Source organism: Massilia sp., from assembly GCF_031995545.1.
Lineage (GTDB): Bacteria > Pseudomonadota > Gammaproteobacteria > Burkholderiales > Burkholderiaceae_D > Telluria.
Map to the genome: position 1 here is coordinate 58,601 of NZ_DAMAGA010000009.1, position 17,333 is coordinate 75,933.

Annotated in this window: 13 protein-coding genes; 11 read left to right on the forward strand and 2 right to left on the reverse strand. The window is 68.6% G+C overall.

What is annotated here, in order from left to right; all coding sequences use genetic code 11:
- The first annotated feature begins 46 nt into the window (after positions 1 to 46).
- From RTQ83_RS09065 to RTQ83_RS09110, 10 genes are all read left to right on the forward strand, one after another.
- On the forward strand, positions 47 to 574 hold the full coding sequence (locus tag RTQ83_RS09065) for a prepilin peptidase (RefSeq protein ID WP_312513521.1): 528 nt from the start codon (positions 47 to 49) through the stop codon (positions 572 to 574).
- Between the two features lie 236 nt (positions 575 to 810).
- Positions 811 to 2,235, forward strand: a complete 1,425-nt coding sequence (locus tag RTQ83_RS09070) for an ATP-binding protein (protein ID WP_312513523.1) — start codon at positions 811 to 813, stop codon at positions 2,233 to 2,235.
- Positions 2,232 to 3,086 carry a Flp pilus assembly protein CpaB gene (gene cpaB, locus RTQ83_RS09075; RefSeq protein ID WP_312513525.1) on the forward strand — a complete coding sequence of 285 codons (855 nt, stop codon included), beginning with the start codon at positions 2,232 to 2,234 and terminating at the stop codon, positions 3,084 to 3,086. The genes RTQ83_RS09070 and cpaB overlap by 4 nt, the downstream gene beginning before the upstream one ends.
- 18 nt (positions 3,087 to 3,104) lie before the next feature.
- A complete protein-coding gene (locus RTQ83_RS09080) occupies positions 3,105 to 4,778 on the forward strand; it encodes a type II and III secretion system protein family protein (RefSeq protein WP_312513527.1) in 1,674 nt (557 codons plus the stop codon).
- Between the two features lie 9 nt (positions 4,779 to 4,787).
- Positions 4,788 to 5,069 (forward strand): hypothetical protein, encoded by a 282-nt coding sequence (locus RTQ83_RS09085; RefSeq protein WP_312513529.1) that lies wholly within the window; start codon positions 4,788 to 4,790, stop codon positions 5,067 to 5,069.
- 28 nt (positions 5,070 to 5,097) lie between these two features.
- Complete coding sequence (locus RTQ83_RS09090) at positions 5,098 to 6,273, forward strand: CpaE family protein (RefSeq protein WP_312513531.1); 1,176 nt, start codon at positions 5,098 to 5,100, stop codon at positions 6,271 to 6,273.
- A 24-nt stretch (positions 6,274 to 6,297) separates the two neighbouring features.
- Complete coding sequence (locus RTQ83_RS09095; RefSeq protein ID WP_312513533.1) at positions 6,298 to 7,644, forward strand: CpaF family protein; 1,347 nt, start codon at positions 6,298 to 6,300, stop codon at positions 7,642 to 7,644.
- A 24-nt stretch (positions 7,645 to 7,668) separates the two neighbouring features.
- A complete protein-coding gene (locus RTQ83_RS09100; protein ID WP_312513535.1) occupies positions 7,669 to 8,661 on the forward strand; it encodes a type II secretion system F family protein in 993 nt (330 codons plus the stop codon).
- Between the two features lie 7 nt (positions 8,662 to 8,668).
- The gene (locus tag RTQ83_RS09105; protein WP_312513537.1) at positions 8,669 to 9,607 is read left to right on the forward strand and encodes a type II secretion system F family protein; all 939 of its coding nucleotides are present in this window, start codon (positions 8,669 to 8,671) and stop codon (positions 9,605 to 9,607) included.
- A gap of 15 nt (positions 9,608 to 9,622) precedes the next feature.
- Positions 9,623 to 10,684, forward strand: coding sequence for a tetratricopeptide repeat protein (locus RTQ83_RS09110; RefSeq protein WP_312513539.1), 1,062 nt, complete (start codon positions 9,623 to 9,625; stop codon positions 10,682 to 10,684).
- 16 nt (positions 10,685 to 10,700) lie between these two features.
- Here the strand turns inward: RTQ83_RS09110 and RTQ83_RS09115 are convergent, their stop codons facing one another.
- Together RTQ83_RS09115 and RTQ83_RS09120 are read right to left on the reverse strand one after the other, a co-directional pair.
- Positions 10,701 to 11,798, reverse strand: coding sequence for an NADH:flavin oxidoreductase/NADH oxidase (locus tag RTQ83_RS09115; RefSeq protein WP_312513541.1), 1,098 nt, complete (start codon positions 11,796 to 11,798; stop codon positions 10,701 to 10,703).
- A 225-nt stretch (positions 11,799 to 12,023) separates the two neighbouring features.
- Complete coding sequence (locus tag RTQ83_RS09120; RefSeq protein ID WP_312513543.1) at positions 12,024 to 13,562, reverse strand: family 16 glycosylhydrolase; 1,539 nt, start codon at positions 13,560 to 13,562, stop codon at positions 12,024 to 12,026.
- Positions 13,563 to 14,142: 580 nt separating this feature from the next.
- On the opposite strand from RTQ83_RS09120, the gene RTQ83_RS09125 reads away from it, so the two are divergent.
- The gene (locus RTQ83_RS09125; protein WP_312513545.1) at positions 14,143 to 17,169 is read left to right on the forward strand and encodes a TonB-dependent receptor; all 3,027 of its coding nucleotides are present in this window, start codon (positions 14,143 to 14,145) and stop codon (positions 17,167 to 17,169) included.
- The last annotated feature ends 164 nt before the right edge of the window (positions 17,170 to 17,333 follow it).

Sequence of the window (17,333 nt, forward strand, 5' to 3'; positions counted from 1 at the left end):
CCGGGGCCGCAGTCCGGCTCCGGGGTTTTCCTTCCTGGAGTCCTTCATGGCAGTCGCATCCTGGCTCGACACGCTGCTGCTGCTGATGGTGGTAGCAGCCGCGATCAATGACCTGAGCAGCCGGCGCATTCCGAATCTGCTGCTGCTGGCCGGCATGAGCGGCGCCCTGGTCCTGCACCTGCTGTCGCCGCAGCCGCTGCGCGCGCTGTTGTCCTGGCTGGGCGGCGCCGCCGTCGGACTGCTGGTGTTTCTTCCCTTTTACCTGATCCGCGGCATGGCTGCCGGGGACGTCAAGATGATGGCCGCCGTCGGCGCCTTCACCGGACCGGCCGAAGCGCTGCACATCGCGATCCTGGCCTGGTGCGCCGGCGGCGTGATGGCGCTGGCGGTATTGCTTGTCAAAGGCCGGCTGCGCATGGCGCTGTCCAACCTGGGCGCGATCCTGCGTCCCGCGCTGCTGCGCCTGCGGGCGCCGGCGATCGGCAGCGTGGAGCGGCCCAGTGCCGGCTCGATTCCGTATGGCGTGGCGATCGCGGCCGGCACCATCGCGGTCCTGATCGGACGCTATGGCTGATCGACTGCCGGGTAACGCGCGGCGGCCGGGCCATCGCAGGCCGCACGCCATGCAGACAGGCCGCACGGCGCCGCCTGTAAAGCTGAGTCCGCTCCTTGTCAGGTATCAAGTGCCTGCCAGGGACGCTCGCTAGAATCGAATCAAGGTCTTCAAATCAAGGTTCGTCAAATCAAGGTTCTCCAGAATCTATCCTCCAGAACCAGTCCTTCAGACCATCCGCATTCGCAGGAGGAGTCATGATGCAAGCGTTATCGGCCGCCGCTCCCGCGGCCGCACAGGACGCGCGCGCCCCTGGCACGGCGGCTGCGCCCGGCGTGGCGGACGGCGATCCGGCCGCGGTGCTGCCGCGCCAGGCACGCACGGTGCGCGACACCGGCCTCGATCCGCGCTTCGTCACGGGGCTGGTGCTCAAGACCCTGCACGCCGGCGGCAAGACCCCGCTGTCGGTGCTGACCGGGCGCCTGCGCCTGGCCAGCAGCGTGGTGCGCGAAGTGCTGCAGGGCCTGATCGGCGTGCAGCAGGCCGAAGTCGCCTGGGCCGGAGAGACCGATCTCGACGTGCATTACAGCCTGACCGCCGGCGGCCAGCGCGCCGCCGCCGGGCACCTGGCCGAGTCGCGCTACGTCGGCCCGGCGCCGGTGACCCTGGCGGCCTGGCGCGCGGTGCTGGCGCACCAGTCGCAGCGGCGCCAGGATGCGGCGCGCGTCGGCCGGCCCGAACTGGAAGCGCTGCTGCACGAAGACGGGCTGGAGCCCGCGGTGCGCGAACTGATCGGCGCGGCGCTGCACTCGCACCGCCCGCTGCTGCTGTACGGCCCGTCCGGCAGCGGCAAGAGCACGCTGGCGCGCAAGTTCGCGCGCCTGCGCCAGGATCCGGTGGCGGTGCCGCACGCGGTGCTGGTGAATAACGAAGTGGTGCAGCTGTACGACCCGGCGCTGCACCCGGCGCCGCTGCAGCCGCGCGGCCTCGACGAGCGGCGCAGCGTCGACGCGCGCTGGATGCCGAGCCAGCGCCCGCTGGTGCACCTGGGCGCCGAACTGACGCGTGACATGCTGGAGCTGCGGCCCGATGCCGCCGCCGGCGTGCTGCGCGCACCGCACCACTTGTGCGCCAACAGTGGCCTGCTGGTGGTCGACGACCTGGGACGCCAGCGGGTGCCGGCGGCGGAACTGCTGCACCGCTGGCTGGCCGCGCTCGAAAGCGGCCAGGATCACGTGGCGGTGCCGGGCGGCCCGACGCTGGCGCTGCCGTTCGACGTGGTGCTGGTGCTGGCCACCGGCCAGGCGCCGGAAGCGGTGCTGGACGACGCCTGCCTGCGCCGCATCGGCTACCGGATTCCGGTCGGTCCGCTGTCCGAACCCAGCTACCGCGCGCTGCTGCGGCGCCAGGCGCGCCTGCGCCGCATCGAGCTCGACGACGGTGCGCTCGACTACCTGGTCGGCGAACTGCACCGCCGCACCCGGCGCCCGCTGCTGGCCGCCTATCCGCACGAGCTGCTGGACCGCATTGCCGACTTCGCCGGCTTTGCCGGCCACGCGCCGCGCGCCGATGCACACAGTCTGGCGCAGGCCTGGAGCAGCATGTTCGGCGCCGCCGTGACGACCAACCCGGCCATCCCGGCCGCGGCGAACGGCGGCGCGGCACGGGGAGATGCGCGATGAAGAACAAGCGAGCAGTGGTCATGATGGCGCTGGCGGTGGTGCTCGGGCTGGCGGCGGTGGCGCTGGCTGCGCGCTGGCTGCTCAATGCGCCGGCCGCCAGCACCGGCCGCATCGTCGTCGCCGGCGCCGACATCGACATCGGCCAGCGTCTGACGCCCGAGATGCTGAAGGTGGTCGACTGGCCGGCCGACAGCGTGCCCAAGACCGCCTTCACCGACCCGGCCAAACTCAGCGGCCGGGTACTCAGGACCAGCGTGCTGGCCGGCGAACCGCTGAGCGAATCCAAGCTGGCCCCGGCCGGCACCCTGGGTGGCCTGTCGGCCCTGATCACCGAAGGCAAGCGCGCCATCACGGTGCGCGTCAACGACGTGATCGGGGTGGCCGGCTTCGCGCTGCCGGGCAACTACGTCGACATCATCGTCAGCACCGAGACCGTACCCGATCCGAACGCCGCCAACGCAGCCCAGGCGCGCGAGCGCAGCATCTCGAAGATCGTGCTGGAGCGGATCCTGGTGCTGGCGGTGGCGCAGGAAGTCAATCGCGACGTGACCAAGCCGAAGGTGGTCAACGCCGTCACGCTCGAAGTCACGCCCGAGCAGGCCGAGAAGCTCGACCTGGCGCGCAGCGTCGGCACGCTGTCGCTGGCGCTGCGCAACCAGGTCGACCCGGCCGCCGCCGCCACCCTGGGCGCGACCAAGGACAACCTGCTGCCGGCGCCGCCCGCCGCGGTTCCGCCGCCGCCGGCGATGCGTTCGGCCAAACCGCGGGTGCAGCCGGCGCGTGCCCTGGCGCCGCGGCGCGACTGCATCCCCGTCATCAACGGCCTGCACGCGTCGCAGGAATGCTTCTGATTTCAACCGGGATCCATCATGAACAGCCATTTCCCGATCGCGTCCTGCGCCATATTGCTGGCCGGGCTGGCGCTGGCGCCCGGCGCCGGCGCCGCGACAGCGCCGACCGCGGCGAGCCAGGCGGCCCAGGCCGCGCAATCGGCCAGGCCGGTCGACCAGCGCGCCCGTAGCGCCGGCGCGGCGCAGAAAGACCCGCAACAGAAACCGCAGGCCGACGCGCGCCAGGATCCATGGCCCGCCGCGCGCAGCGAATCCGGCTGCGTCGGCGAAGCGGCGCGTCCGGCCGCGATGGCGCTCCAGATGGGCAAGTCGACCATGCTGCGCCTGCCCGAAGCGGTGCGGCGGCGCAGTGTCGGCAATCCGGCCGTGGTGCAGGCCATGCTGGTGGCGCCCGACACCCTGTACATCGCCGGCGTCGACGTCGGCAGCACCAACATGATCGTGCAGGGCCGCAGCGGCTTGTGCAGCGTGATCGACATCACGGTGGCGATGGACCCGAGCGACCTGCGCGCCACCCTGGCCGCCGCCATGCCCGAAGAGAAGGACATCCAGGTGCTGGCCGCGGCCGACTCGCTGGTGCTGACCGGCAGCGTCAGCGACGCCGCCGCGGTGTCGCGCGCGGCCGAACTGGCCGCCGCCTACGTGCGCCGCCCGCTGCGCCAGCTGGCCGCCGCCGCCAAGGACAACGAGACCGATGGCGTGATCGTGGTGGGCGGGGGAGGGAATGGCGGCAGCGGCGGCGCCGGCGGCACGCGCGTGGTCAACCTGCTGGCGGTGAGCGCGCCGCAGCAGGTGCAGCTCGAAGTGAAGGTGGCCGAAGTCTCGCGCGGCCTGATCGAGCGCCTCGAGACCGGCACCCGCTTCAGCTTCGGTTCCGGCAGCTGGACCACCACGCTGGCCACCGACTTCCTGACCGGACTGGCACGCGGCGGCCTCTCGGGCGTCAAGACCAACGGCAACGCCTTCGGCATCGACACCGACAAGCAGGACAGCCTGGTGCGCATCCTGGCCGAACCGAACGTGCTGGCGATCAGCGGCCAGGAAGGCACCTTCCTGGCCGGCGGCAAGTTCTACATCCCGGTGGCGCAGGACAACAACAAGGTCTCGCTGGAAGAAAAGGAATTCGGCGTCGGCCTGCGCTTCACCCCGACCGTGCTGGCGGGCGGGCGCATCAACCTGAAGGTGGCGCCGGAAGTGTCGGAGCTGTCGCGCGAAGGGATCGGCGTCACCGCCGCCGGCATCAACGGCGCCGCCATCATGCCGCTGGTGACCACGCGCCGCGCCAGCACCACGGTGCAGCTGTACGACGGCCAGAGCTTCGCCATCGGTGGCCTGGTGCGCAACAATCTGGTGACCAGCCTGAAAGGCTTGCCGGTGCTGGGCGAAGTGCCGGTGCTGGGCGCGCTGTTTCGCAGCACCGACTTCCAGCACGACCGCAGCGAACTGGTGTTCCTGATCACGGCGCGCCTGGTCAAGCCGCTGCCCGGCGCCGCCTATGCGCTGCCGACCGACGCGATCCAGACGCCCAGCCGCGCCGACCTGATCCTGGGAGGACGGCTGGAAGGCGCGCCGCCGGCGGCGCGTGCGCCGGCGCCGCCGTCCGCATCCGCTGCACCGGTCCCTGCAGCGGTCCCCGCACCTGTACCGGCGCCGGCGCCGGCGCAGACCGCCGGCGGCTTCGAACTGAAATAGGAGAACGCGATGCGAGCACGATCGACACCCCGGACGGCGCGCCGCCTGACCGCGGCAGCAGCCCTGCTGGCCTGCCTGCAGGGCTGCGCCGCGCCCACGCCGTACTGGGACACCCGCTTCGGCAACGCCACCCGCGCCAACCTGGCGGCCCAGGTGATCGACCCCGCACCCGCCGCCAGCGCCAGCAGCGCGGCCGGCCTCGATGGCCGCGCCGCGCGCGCCGCTTATGAAACCTACCAGCGTTCGTTCACCCAGCCCGAGCAGCCGGCGGCGCTGGTGAAGAGCCGCTAGCAGACCAGAGAAAGATCCAGAGGATTCCATGAGAGCGCTCCTGATCAGCCGGGACAGCCACCTGTACGCGGAACTCGCCTCGCAAGGCGCCGCGCGCGTGCCGCCCCTGCACCTGGCGGCCACCCGTGCCAGCCTGCGCGAGGCGCTCGACCGGCCCGAAAGCGAACCGCCGCAACTGGTGATCGTCGACGCTAGCGACGCCGACCCGTCCGAGTCCGGCCTGCTCGAGCGGCTCGGACGCCAGTACCCGTCGTCGCAGCTGATGCTGCTGACCGACCAGCACCAGCACGAGCTGTTGATCACGGCGATGCGCGCCGGCGTGCGCGAAGTGCTGCAGCTGCCGCTGGTGCACCGCGCCCTGCACGAGGCGCTGGACCGGATCGCGGCCGCCGCCGGCGTCACCGCGCTGCGCGACGGTAAAGTCCTGGCCTTCATCGCCTGCAAGGGCGGCAGCGGCGCCACCTTCATCTCGACCAACTTCGGCTACGCGCTGGCCACGCTGGCCGGCAAGAAGGTGCTGCTGATCGACCTGCACGGCCAGTTCGGCGACGCCGCCCTGTACGTGTCGGACCAGAAGCCGGCCATGACCCTGTCCGACGTCTGCAGCCAGATCGCGCGCGTCGACGGCCCGTTCCTGGAGTCGTGCGTGGTGCACGTCACGCCCGGCTTCGGCGTGCTGGCCGCGGCCGACGATCCGGGCCACACCCGCGAAGCCCAGCCGGAACATATCGACACCGTGCTGCGCGTGGCGCGCCAGCACTACGACTACGTGCTGCTCGACGTCGGGCGCCAGATCGACGCGGTGTCGCTGCGCGCGCTGGACGTCACCGACACCATCTATCCGGTGCTGCAGCTGGCGCTACCCGATATCCGCGACGCACGCCGCCTGCTGGATATCTTCCGCTCGCTCGGCTACGTGCTGGACAACATCCGCCTGATCGTCAACCGCTACGAAAAGGGCGGCAAGCTGCGCCTGCAGGACCTGCATGCGGCGCTCGGCTGCGAGGTGGTGCACACCTTCCCCAACGATTACATCGCGGTCACCGATTCGGTGAACCAGGGCGTGCCGGTGCTGCAGCTGTCGCGCTCGAGCGCCGCCGCGCGCAGCCTGGCCGAGATGGTGGCGATGGTGACCGCGCGCCGGGTCCAGGAAAGCAAGGGCCTGCTCGACCGCCTGTTCGGCCGGCTCGACGCCGAATCCTGACCTGCATTTCATCCGGGAGCCTTCATGTCACTTCGCGAACGCCTTGCGCAGTCGGGCCAGGAGCGCGCCGCCGGCGCCGACCTGTTCGACGCCGCCGCCCACGCCTACCAGGAACTCAAGAAGTCGATGCACCAGATGATCCTCGACCGGATCGACCTGGAGCGCCTGAAGCGCCTGACCGCCGAGCAGTTCAAGCACGAGCTGGCGCTGCTGGTCCAGCGCATCATCGAGGAAGAGCGCATCGTCCTGAACCAGCACGAGCGCCACCACCTGGTGCTCGACATCCAGCACGAGATGCTCGGCTTCGGCCCGCTCGAGCCGCTCTTGGGCGACCCCACGGTGTCCGACATCCTGGTCAACACCGCCAGCAAGGTCTATGTCGAGCGCCACGGCCGGCTGGAACTGACCGACGTCACCTTCCACGACAACGCGCACCTGATGAAGATCATCGAGAAGATCGTCTCACGCGTCGGACGCCGGGTCGACGAATCGAGCCCGATGGTCGATGCGCGCCTGCCGGACGGCTCGCGCGTGAACGCGATCATTCCGCCGCTGGCGGTGGACGGTCCGCTGCTGTCGATCCGGCGCTTCGGCGCCAGCCCGCTGACGCCGCAGAACCTGCTCGACTACAAGAGCCTGACCCCGCCAATGCTGCGGGTGCTGGCCTGCCTGGGCGTGGCCAAGGTCAACATCCTGATCTCGGGCGGCACCGGCAGCGGCAAGACCACCTTGCTGAACCTGATCTCGGGCTTCATCCCGGGCAGCGAGCGGGTGGTGACGATCGAGGACGCGGCCGAGCTGCAGCTGCGCCAGCCGCACGTGGTGCGCCTCGAGACCCGCCCGCCGAACATCGAAGGCAAGGGCGAAGTCACCCAGCGCGCGCTGGTGAGGAACGCCTTGCGGATGCGCCCCGACCGCATCATCCTGGGCGAGGTGCGCGGCGCCGAGGCGCTCGACATGCTGCAGGCGATGAATACCGGCCACGAAGGCTCGCTGGCCACCATCCACTCCAACACCCCGCGCGACGCGCTGGCGCGTCTCGAGAACATGGTCAGCATGGCGGCGGTGAACCTGACCCCGCGCGCGATCCGCCAGCAGATCGTGTCGGCGGTGACAGTGGTGGTGCAGGCTTCGCGCCTGACCGACGGCACGCGCAAGGTGGTCAGCCTGCAGGAAATCACCGGCATGGAAGGCGAGATCATCTCGATGCAGGAGATCTTCCGCTTCGAGCAGCGCGGGGTCGATGCCGAGGGCAAGGTGTTCGGCCACTTCTGCGCCACCGGCGTGCGGCCGCGCTTCGCCGACCGCCTCAAGCTGTTCGGGGCGCCGGTGCCGGAAGACGCGTTCGATCCCGACCGCGTGTTCGAATAACGCTGGCGCAAACAAGGAGCCGCCATGGACGCATTCTTCTACGGCTTCGTGGTGCTGCTGTTCGCGGCGGTGATCCTGGCGGTCGAAGGGATCTACCTGTGGTGGATGAGCACCCACGGCGCCGCCGCACGGCGCATCGCGCGCCGCCTGCAGATCATGTCCGGCGGGTCGCACGGACGTGCCGGCGAACGGATCTCGATCCTCAAGCAGCGCCGCTACAGCCATGCCCCCGCACTGGACCGGCTGCTGCACCGCTTCAAGCCGGCGCACCGGATCGACGCGCTGCTGGTGCAGTCCGGCGCCACCTGGACCGTCACCCAGTTCCTGGCCTGCTCGCTGGCCTGCATGCTGCTGGCCTTCACCCTGACCTTCGCGCTGCCTGCGGTGATGGCGATTCCGGCGCCGGCGCGTGCACTCATCGCGGCCGGCGGCCTGCTGCTGCCCTGGGGCCTGCTGCGGCGCATGCGCATGCGGCGCCTGGTGCGCATCGAGCACCAGCTGCCCGAGGCGGCCGACTTCATCGCACGCGCACTGCGCGCCGGCCACTCGTTCACCAATGTGCTGCAAATCGTCGGCAACGAGTTGCCGGAACCGCTGGCCGGCGAGTTTAGGGTGGCGCGCGAAGAGATTAACTACGGGGTGCCGATGAACGAGGCGCTGCACGGCCTGGCCGCACGCATCCCGCTGACCGACCTGCGCTACCTGGTGATCGCGGTGCTGATCCAGCGCGAGTCGGGCGGCAACCTGGCCGAGATCCTCGGCAACATCAGCCAGATCATCCGCGCCCGCCTCAAGCTGGTGGCGCATGTACGGGTGCTGTCGGCCGAAGGGCGGATGTCGGCCTGGATCCTGGGCCTGCTGCCGTTCGCGGTGATGGGCGTGATGATGGTCAGCAGCCCGGGCTACATCGCCATGCTGTGGAAGGACCCGGGCGGCATCCGCCTGCTGTGGTGCGGCCTGGGCATGATCGCCTTCGGCGTGCTCTGGCTGCGCAAGATCATCCGCATCCGCGTGTGAGGCCGTCATGCAATCGACCCAACTGATTTTTTTGCTGATCGTCTTCGTGGTCGCCTGCGCGCTGGCCTGGCTCGGCTTCGTCCTGTTCGCGCCGCTGGCGCTACGCGAGCGCCTGCGCCTGTTCCTGGGCCGGCGTGGCGGAGAGAACGAAGCCGGGGTGCGCTGGATCGAGCGCGTGGCCAGCGTCGCCAAGCCGCTCACCAAGCTGTCGATCCCCGAAGAGGGCTGGGAAAAATCGACCCTGCGCACCCGCTTCATGAACGCCGGCTGGCGCCACCCGTCGGCGCCGACCCTGTACTTCGCTTCCAAGACCGGCCTGGCGCTGCTGCTGCCGGCGCTGTCGGCGCCGTTCCTGGTGCTGTACGGCGCGGCGCTGGGCGGCGGCAAGGTGCTGGCGGCGCTGCTGCTGGCCGCCACCCTCGGCTACTACCTGCCGAACGCGGTACTGGCGCGGCTGGTGGCGCGGCGCCGGCGCGAGATCTTCGAAACCGTTCCCGACGCGCTCGACCTGCTGACGGTGTGTGTCGAGGCGGGCCTGAGCCTGGAGCGGGCGATGGTCAAGGTGGCCGCCGAAATCCACATCAAGAGCGCGGTGCTGGCGCAGGAATTGCAGCTGGTGCTGATGGAAATGCGCGCCGGTTTCAGCAAGGAGAAAGCGTTACGCAACTTCGCGCTGCGCTCGGGCGTGGAAGACGTCGACACGCTGGTGGCGATGCTGATCCAGTCGGAACGCTTCGGCACCAGCGTCGGCGACTCGCTGCGCGTGCATGCCGAGAACCTGCGCCACAAACGGCGCGTGCTGGCCGAGGAGCATGCCGCCAAGATCGGCCTCAAGCTGCTGTTCCCGCTGATCTTCTGCATCTTCCCGACGCTGTTGATGGTCCTGCTGGGACCCGCCGCGATGCAGATCTCGCGTACGCTGGGCGCGCTGCCCGGCGCGCGCTGAACCGTTGGAGTGTGTATGAAATACGCGATTAAACGAGCGATTTCCCTGGGCTTGCTGTGCGCCGCGCTGGCATCCTGCGCACCCATCGCGCAGCGTGTCGATGATGCGCCGGACGCGCAAGCCGACGCAACTTACCGCGCCGGCCGCGTGCACCACCTGGCCCAGCGCCAGGATCTGGCGCGCAGCGCCTACCTGGAAGCGCTGCGCATCGCGCCGCGGCACCTGGATGCCCGCAACGGCCTGGCCGCGCTGCACGTCGAGCGGCGCGAACTGACGCAGGCGATCGCGATCTGGCGCGAGCTGACCGCCTCCCTGAGCATGGCGTCGGGACCATCGAGCGCTTACCTGTTCAGCAACCTGGGACGCGCCCATATCCTGAACGGCGAGCCTGAGGCGGCAACGGCGGCGCTGGAAAAGGCCTGCCTGCTCGACCCGCTGAACTACCGCACCTGGCAGCTGCTGGGCGAGACCCTGCGGCGAAACGGGCAGGAAGCGCGCGCCGAACAGATGCTGCGCCAGGCCGCCACCCTGCGCCAGCACGACCTGCGCGCCGACATCGCCGCCACCGGCAGCACCACCGGGGTGGCGGCGCTCGGCCAGGCATTGCAAACGCCGCAAGCAGCACCGCCGGATCAGCAGGGATGGGCGCGGACCTACGTGCACGTGAGCGCGGATGGCATGATGGAATTGCGGCGCACCACGGCGCGGGAAGAAGCACCTGCGGTGCCCGTCGCCGTCGCAAGCAGCGTGGCGCCGGAAGGCGTGGCCCTGCTCGAAATCCGCAACGGCAACGGCATCGCCGGCATGGCGCGCGCCGTCTCGCGCAGCATCGACGAGCCGGGCCTGCAGGTGGCGCGGCTGTCGAACGAGCCGGGCTTCGCGGTCGACCAGACCCGCATCGAGTACGAACCGGGCCGCCATGCGGCCGCGCGCCGGCTGGCGCGGCGCCTGGGCAGCGCCGAACTGCGCGCGGTGCCGCACGGCGGCCCCACCGACCTGCGCCTGGTACTGGGGCGCGACCTGGCCGGCCAGGCGGCGCCGCTGCGGCCCGCCGCGCACCCGCTCAAGGCAGGATGACGATGACACCCGGCGATCAGGCCTGGCGGTAACGCGACAGCCAGTGCGCGTACTGCGGCGGCAGCACATCCCACGGCTGCTCCAGGCCCAGCTCGCGCGCCGCGCGGTACACGTAGTGCGGATCGGCCAGGAAGGCGCGGCCGATCATCACCAGGTCCATCTGGCCCTGTTCCACCACCCGGTTCGCCACCTTCGGATCGTCGATGTTCCACGAGGACGCCACGGCGATGCCGGCTTCGCGCCGCACCCGCTCGGCGTACGGCGCCAGGAAGGCCGGGCCCCACGGGATGTTCGTCTGCGGGATGGTGAAGTTGACGCTCACGCTCAGCAGATCCAGGCCGCCCGCGCGCATGCGGCGCGTCAGTTCGATCGATTCCTGCAGCGTTACTTCGTCGCGGCCGTCGAACTCGATCACGCCCATGCGCGCGGTCAGCGGCAGGTGCTGCGGCCACACTTCGCGTACCGCGGCCAGGGTCTCGAGCAAAAAGCGGCTGCGGCCTTCGAAGTCGCCGCCGTAGATGTCGTCGCGCCGGTTCGAGTGCGGCGACAGGAAGCTCTGGCCCAGGTAGCCGTGCGCGAAGTGCAATTCCAGCCATTCGAAGCCGGCCTCCAGCGCACGGCGTGCGGCGGCCACGAAATCGTTTTTGATGCGGGCGATGTCGTCCAGGCTCAGTGCCTGCGGCTCTTTCGGCAGGTTGGCGCCGAAGGCGAGGGCGGACGGCGCCACCGTCTGCCAGCCGCGCGCATCGTCGTTGGGGATATGGTCGTCGCCTTCCCACGGGCGGTTGGCGCTGGCCTTGCGGCCGGCATGCGCGATCTGGATGCCGGCCACGGCGCCGCCATTCTTGATCTCTTGCGCGATGGCGGCCATGCCGGCCACTTGCGCGTCGTTCCACAGGCCGGTGCAGCCCGGGGTGATGCGGCCTTCCGGCGAAACGGCGGTGGCTTCCACTACCACCAGGCCGGCGCCGCCGCGCGCGATCGAGGCGTAGTGGGCGCGGTGCCAGTCGTTGGTGACGCCGTCGACGGCGCTGTACTGGCACATCGGCGGCACCGCGATGCGGTTGCGCAGGCGGACGGATTTGAGTTCGAAGGGGGTGAACAATGCGGTCATTGAGGTGCTTTCTGATGCAGGCCACCTGGCCGGTACCGGCAAAGCCGGTCGGCGCAGTGATGGCGATGGATGTCAAGAATGCTGGCGAAGGATTCCCATGGGTGGCATGGGTCAAGGTTTTGCCAGGAGCAGCATTCTCTCACCACCGCGCATTGCTTGCTGGGGAGATCCACAATGTGCGATCTGGCCCGGACGCCGGCATGCGGGCCGGCGCCTGGTGCGGGCTTAGCGCGGGTCAGCCTTCCGATACACGCGCACGTAATCGACCAGCATCCGGCGCGGGAACTCGGTGGTCGCATCCGGATACCCCGGCCACATCCCGCCCACGGCCAGGTTCAGCAGCAGGAAGAAAGGATGATCGAACACCCACTCGCCCTTGACCAGGTCGGGCCGCGCGGTGTGATAGTGGACGCCGTCGCGGTACCAGCGGATCTCGCCCGGCTCCCATTCCACCGCGAACACGTGGAAGTCGTCGCCATACTCGGCGCCCGGCAGGGCGCTGGCCTTGCTGAATGCGTGTTCGCCCGAGTAGCCCGGCCCGTGCAGCGTGCCATACACATTGCCCGGCTCCTTGCCGATGATCTCCATGATGTCGATCTCGCCGCTCTTCGGCCAGCCGGCGCTGCCGATATTCGCGCCCAGCATCCAGAACGCCGGCCAGATGCCCTGGCCCTTGGGAATCTTGATGCGTGCCTCGTAGCGCCCGTACTGCGTTTCCTTCAGGCCCGCGGTCTTGAGCCGCGCCGAGGTGTATTGGCTGCCCTGGTAGGCTTCCTTGCGCGCCTCGATGGTGAGCATGCCGCCGCCGACGCGCACGTTCTCCGGCCGCCCGGTATAGAACTGCAGTTCCTTGTTGCCCCAGCCATGGCCGCCGGTTTCAGGCACCCACTTGCTGCGGTCGAGCGCATCGCCGTCGAATTCGTCGCTCCAGGCCAGGGTCCAGCCGGCAGGCGCGGCGCCGGCGGTGCCTTGCCTCACGTGCTTCATGACGTTCAGGAAGGTGTCGGTCCAGTATTCCTTGCGGTGCGCCGCCAGGAACTGCAGCAGTTCCTCATGCGCTTCTTTCGACACGCTCAGGTGGTCGCCGCCGATGCCGTGGAAGGTAAAGGCGACCATGGTGCCGCGCGCGCCGGCTTGTTTGACCATCTCGATCAGCTCCTTGCCGCTTGTGCCCACCGGTCCCACCGATCCCACCATGAACGGGTCGACCGCCGCCATCGACGCCGGCACGCCGGGCCGTCCGTGTCCGGCCTTGATGGCGACGAAGCCCTGGTGCAGCAGCGGGATGTAGTCGGTCCCGCCCGCGAGCACGTCGCCGCAGGGCGCGGTATAGGTGCGCTCGCGCCGGCCGTCGATCGCCATCAGCATGGTATTGGCCAGCAGTACCTGGTCGCGCATCTGCGCGGCGCCCGTGGTATCCAGATCGCGGTGCGGCGCCACCCAGGCGCGGTCGGCGCCGGCGCCGGAACACTGGTGGAACAGGCTGTGGTTGCCCAGCTCGTGCCCGCGCCGGGCCGCCGCACGCCAGGCCTCCATGCGCTGGCCCACCGGAGGATTCGACAGCTGCAGATAAAAGGTGCCGCGCAGGCCATGGCGGTCGAGCGCGGGAATCGCGTTGTCGAGCTGCGAGTCGAGCGCATCGTCATACGCGAGGCTGACCGCCGCGCGTGCGCCGCCGGGCCAGGCAAACGTGTCCGCGTGCGCCGGCGTACAGGCGAATGTGACGCCACCGGCAAGGAGAAGGCCAGCAAGAAAGTGGTGCATCGATGCTCCAGTTTGGAAACGTTACCAAAACAGCAACGCGACTATATCATTCGCAAAAAATCGGTGTCAACGCGGGAAACGTCACGCTGAGTCGACCAATTATCGACCGGTTCTCACTCTCGCACATGCACCAATGTGTTGCAAAACTACGTCAACCCAGCCCTGATCCGCTTGGAGATTCCGTTGACAATTTATTTTCCTAACCCTAATATTCAGACAACTTACATGGAAACGTTTCCATGCTCCGAACCAGCTGACTTCGATCCAACCGGCGCAGTGCGCCAAGGCCCCGAGGACACATGAAACAGCGCACCGCCCGCCTGGCACAAGGCGACCACGCAATGACGATACCGGCAGCCGCCGGTGCCGGCGTTGCGTGCCGCCGTTCGCCGGCGCGCGCTGCCAGCGGACCCCGGCACGGCCGGGATGGCCGGCGCTTGCCGGCGGCAGCACTTGCCCGGCAAGGAGGTGTGCGCGAGTGAAGCAACGGTAGGGCGCAAGCACAGACGGCTGCGTCCGAATGGCAGGAGACACCGTGGATGGGTGACGGTCATATTTATAAAAAAAGACAGGAGAACACATGTACTACCCGAAGGCCAAACAGACTTTGATGAGCCTGGCAGTCGCCAGCGCCTGCGCCGCATTCGTGCCGGCCTACGCTCAAGAGCAGGCCGCCGAGCCTAGCCCGACCAGCGCCGCTACCCAGGCGACCGACGCCGCCAGCAACCCTACCGCTTCGATCACCGGCCCGGCCCAGAACAGCCCCCAGACCGTGGTCGTGACCGGCCTGCGCGCCAGTCTCGAGTCGTCGCTGAACCTCAAGCGCAACGCGCAGGGCTTCGTCGACGGCATCGTCGCCGAAGACATCGGCAAATTCCCCGACACCAACCTGGCCGAATCGCTGCAGCGCATCTCGGGTGTGTCGATCGACCGCGAAATCGGCGAGGGCTCCAAGATCACCGTGCGCGGCGTCGGCCCCGACTTCAACCTGGTGCTGCTCAACGGCCGCCAGATGCCGAACTCGAACCTGGGCGACCGCAACGGCCGCGCCTTCGATTTCGCCAACCTGGCGTCGGAAGCGATCTCGCAGCTGCAGGTGTACAAATCGAGCCGCGCCGAGACCCCGACCGGCGGCGTCGGCGCCACCATCAACGTGATCACCGCGCGTCCGCTGTCGCGTCCCGGCATGCAGGCCAGCGTCGGCATCAAGGGCGTGCACGACACCTCGGCCAGCAACCTGCCGGACGACATCAAGCACGGCAACAAGGTCACGCCCGAACTGTCGGGCATTTATAGCAATACCTCGGCCGACGGCCGCTTCGGTATCGGCCTGTCGGCCAGCTACCAGGAGCGCAACCTGGGCTACAACCGCGCCGCGGTCTCGAACGGCTGGCGCGGTCCGGTACGCGGCGACCAGCAAGGCGATATCGCGATCCCGCTGCCAGGCCAGCCCGGTTCGGAAAACATCACCAACCGTCCGGAGCCCGGCGACATCTACCAGCTGCCGCAGAACCTGAACTACAACATGAGTGGCGTGCAGCGCGAGCGCACCAACGGCCAGGTGGTGTTCCAGTTCGCTCCCAACAAGGACCTGACCACCACCCTCGACTACACATATTCGGAAAACAAGATCCACACCCGTCGCGCCGACATGTCGGCCTGGTTCAACTTCGGCCGTTCGTCGAGCAACTGGACCGACGGTCCGGTCGCCGCGCCGCTGCAGTACACCGAATTCATCAACCCTGGCACCGCCGACATCGCGATGGGCGGCGCCGATTTCGCGACCAAGAGCGAGAACAAGTCGCTCGGCTTCAACGCCGCATGGCGCGTCAACAGCGATGTGCGCCTCGAGCTCGACATGCACAGCTCGTCGGCCGAATCGACTCCAAACAGCCCGTTCGGCTCGAGCAATACGCTGAGCACCGCCAGCTTCAGCCGCGGCGACACCACGGTCGACTTCTCGGAAGACTTCCCGGTGCTGAGCATCCAGGGCGCCGACTTCAATCGCGCGCCGCAGCAGGTCACCGGCTCGGTGTTCGAGAACGGCTACATGAAGACCGAAGTCGACCAGGTGCAGACCCACGGCAGCTGGAAGATGCTGGAAGCGTCCGAGCTGAAGTTCGGCCTGGGCGCGACCAAGGTCGACTACCGCTCGGCGTTCTCGGTGATGCAGCGCGACAGCTGGGGCGGCGCCTCGCGTCCGGAAGACTATCCGGCCAGCGTATTCCACGCCGAGACCCTGTCCAAGTACTTCGACAACATCAACGGCAGCGGCAACCCGGCGCTGTTCAACACCTTCAATACCTTCAACTTCGACGAGGTGCGCAAGCTGGCCGCCGCCGCTACCGGCGCACCGAACGAGTACCTGCCGCGCAACGACTACACCACCGACCAGCGTACCGAAGAGAAGTCGAAGAGCCTGTACCTGCAGTTCAACACCGAGTTCGATGGCCGCTTCCCGATCAACACCTCGCTCGGCGTGCGCTATGAGAAGACCGACGTCACCTCGACCGCGCTGGTGCCGACCGCAACGGCCCTGAGCTGGGTGTCGCAGAACGAGCTGCCGGTGGTGTTCGGCCCGGCCAGCTTCACCACCCTCAAGGGCAAGTACAGCAATGTGCTGCCGAGCTTTGACGCCGACATCGCGCTGCGCGACGACATCAAGGGCCGCTTCAGCTATGGCGAAACCATCGGCCGTCCGCGCTACGACCAGATCGCCGGCGGCCAGGTGCTGGATCGCCAGGCGCGCGTCAACGGCGGCACCGGCTCGCAGGGCAATCCGGCACTGGAACCGGTCAAGTCGAAGAACATCGACCTGGCACTGGAGTGGTACTACGGTCGCCAGAGCTTCGTCTCGGTCAACCACTTCCGCAAGTCGCTCGAGAACTATGCGGGCCAGTCGCAGATCATCGCCCAGCCATTCGGCATCCGCACCCCGGTGGGCGGCCCACGCTGGAACGCGGCGCTGGCCAGCGGTTGCGTGACCGCGGACACCACCTGCATCCGCAACTACATCTTCCGCAATTACCAGGGCACCGACGGCGTGGTGCGCACGGCGGACGATGCCCAGGGCAACGCGCAGGGCACCATCACCGCAGTGGGGGACGATCCGATCGCGGACTTCCGCATCACGTCGTATTCGAACCAGAAGGAAGCGCGCATCCGCGGCCTGGAGTTCAACGTCCAGCACATGTTCGGCAACAGCGGCTTCGGCTTCCAGGCCAACTACACCTACGTCAATTCGGGCCTGAAGTACGACAACAGCAGCATCGGCGAGCAGTTTGCGCTGGTCGGCCTGGGCGACTCGGCCAACCTGGTGGGTATCTTCGAGAACGACAAGTGGAACGTGCGCGCGGCCTACAACTGGCGCGACGAGTTCCTGTCGTCGACCTTCGACGGCTCGGGTCCGAACCCGAACTACGTCGAGGCCTACGGCCAGCTCGACGTCAGCGTCGGTTACAACGTCAACAAGAACCTGAGCCTGTCGTTCGAGGGCATCAACCTGACCGACGAGATCCAGCGCGTGCACGGTCGCACCAAGTCACAGGTGCTGTTCGTGACCCAGTCCGGCCCGCGCTACATGCTGGCCGCGCGCTACAAGTTCTGATCGTACGGCGCCGAAACGCGGCCGCGGGCAGTTTCGCCGCGGCCGTGTTTCGGAGTAGACTTGCCTGATCGGTTTTTCAGGAAGCACCGCGGTGACGAACACCTTGCATTGCATACCGGATGGCGGCGTGTCGGTCTCGTACCGGTGCGCCGTTTTTTTGTCGT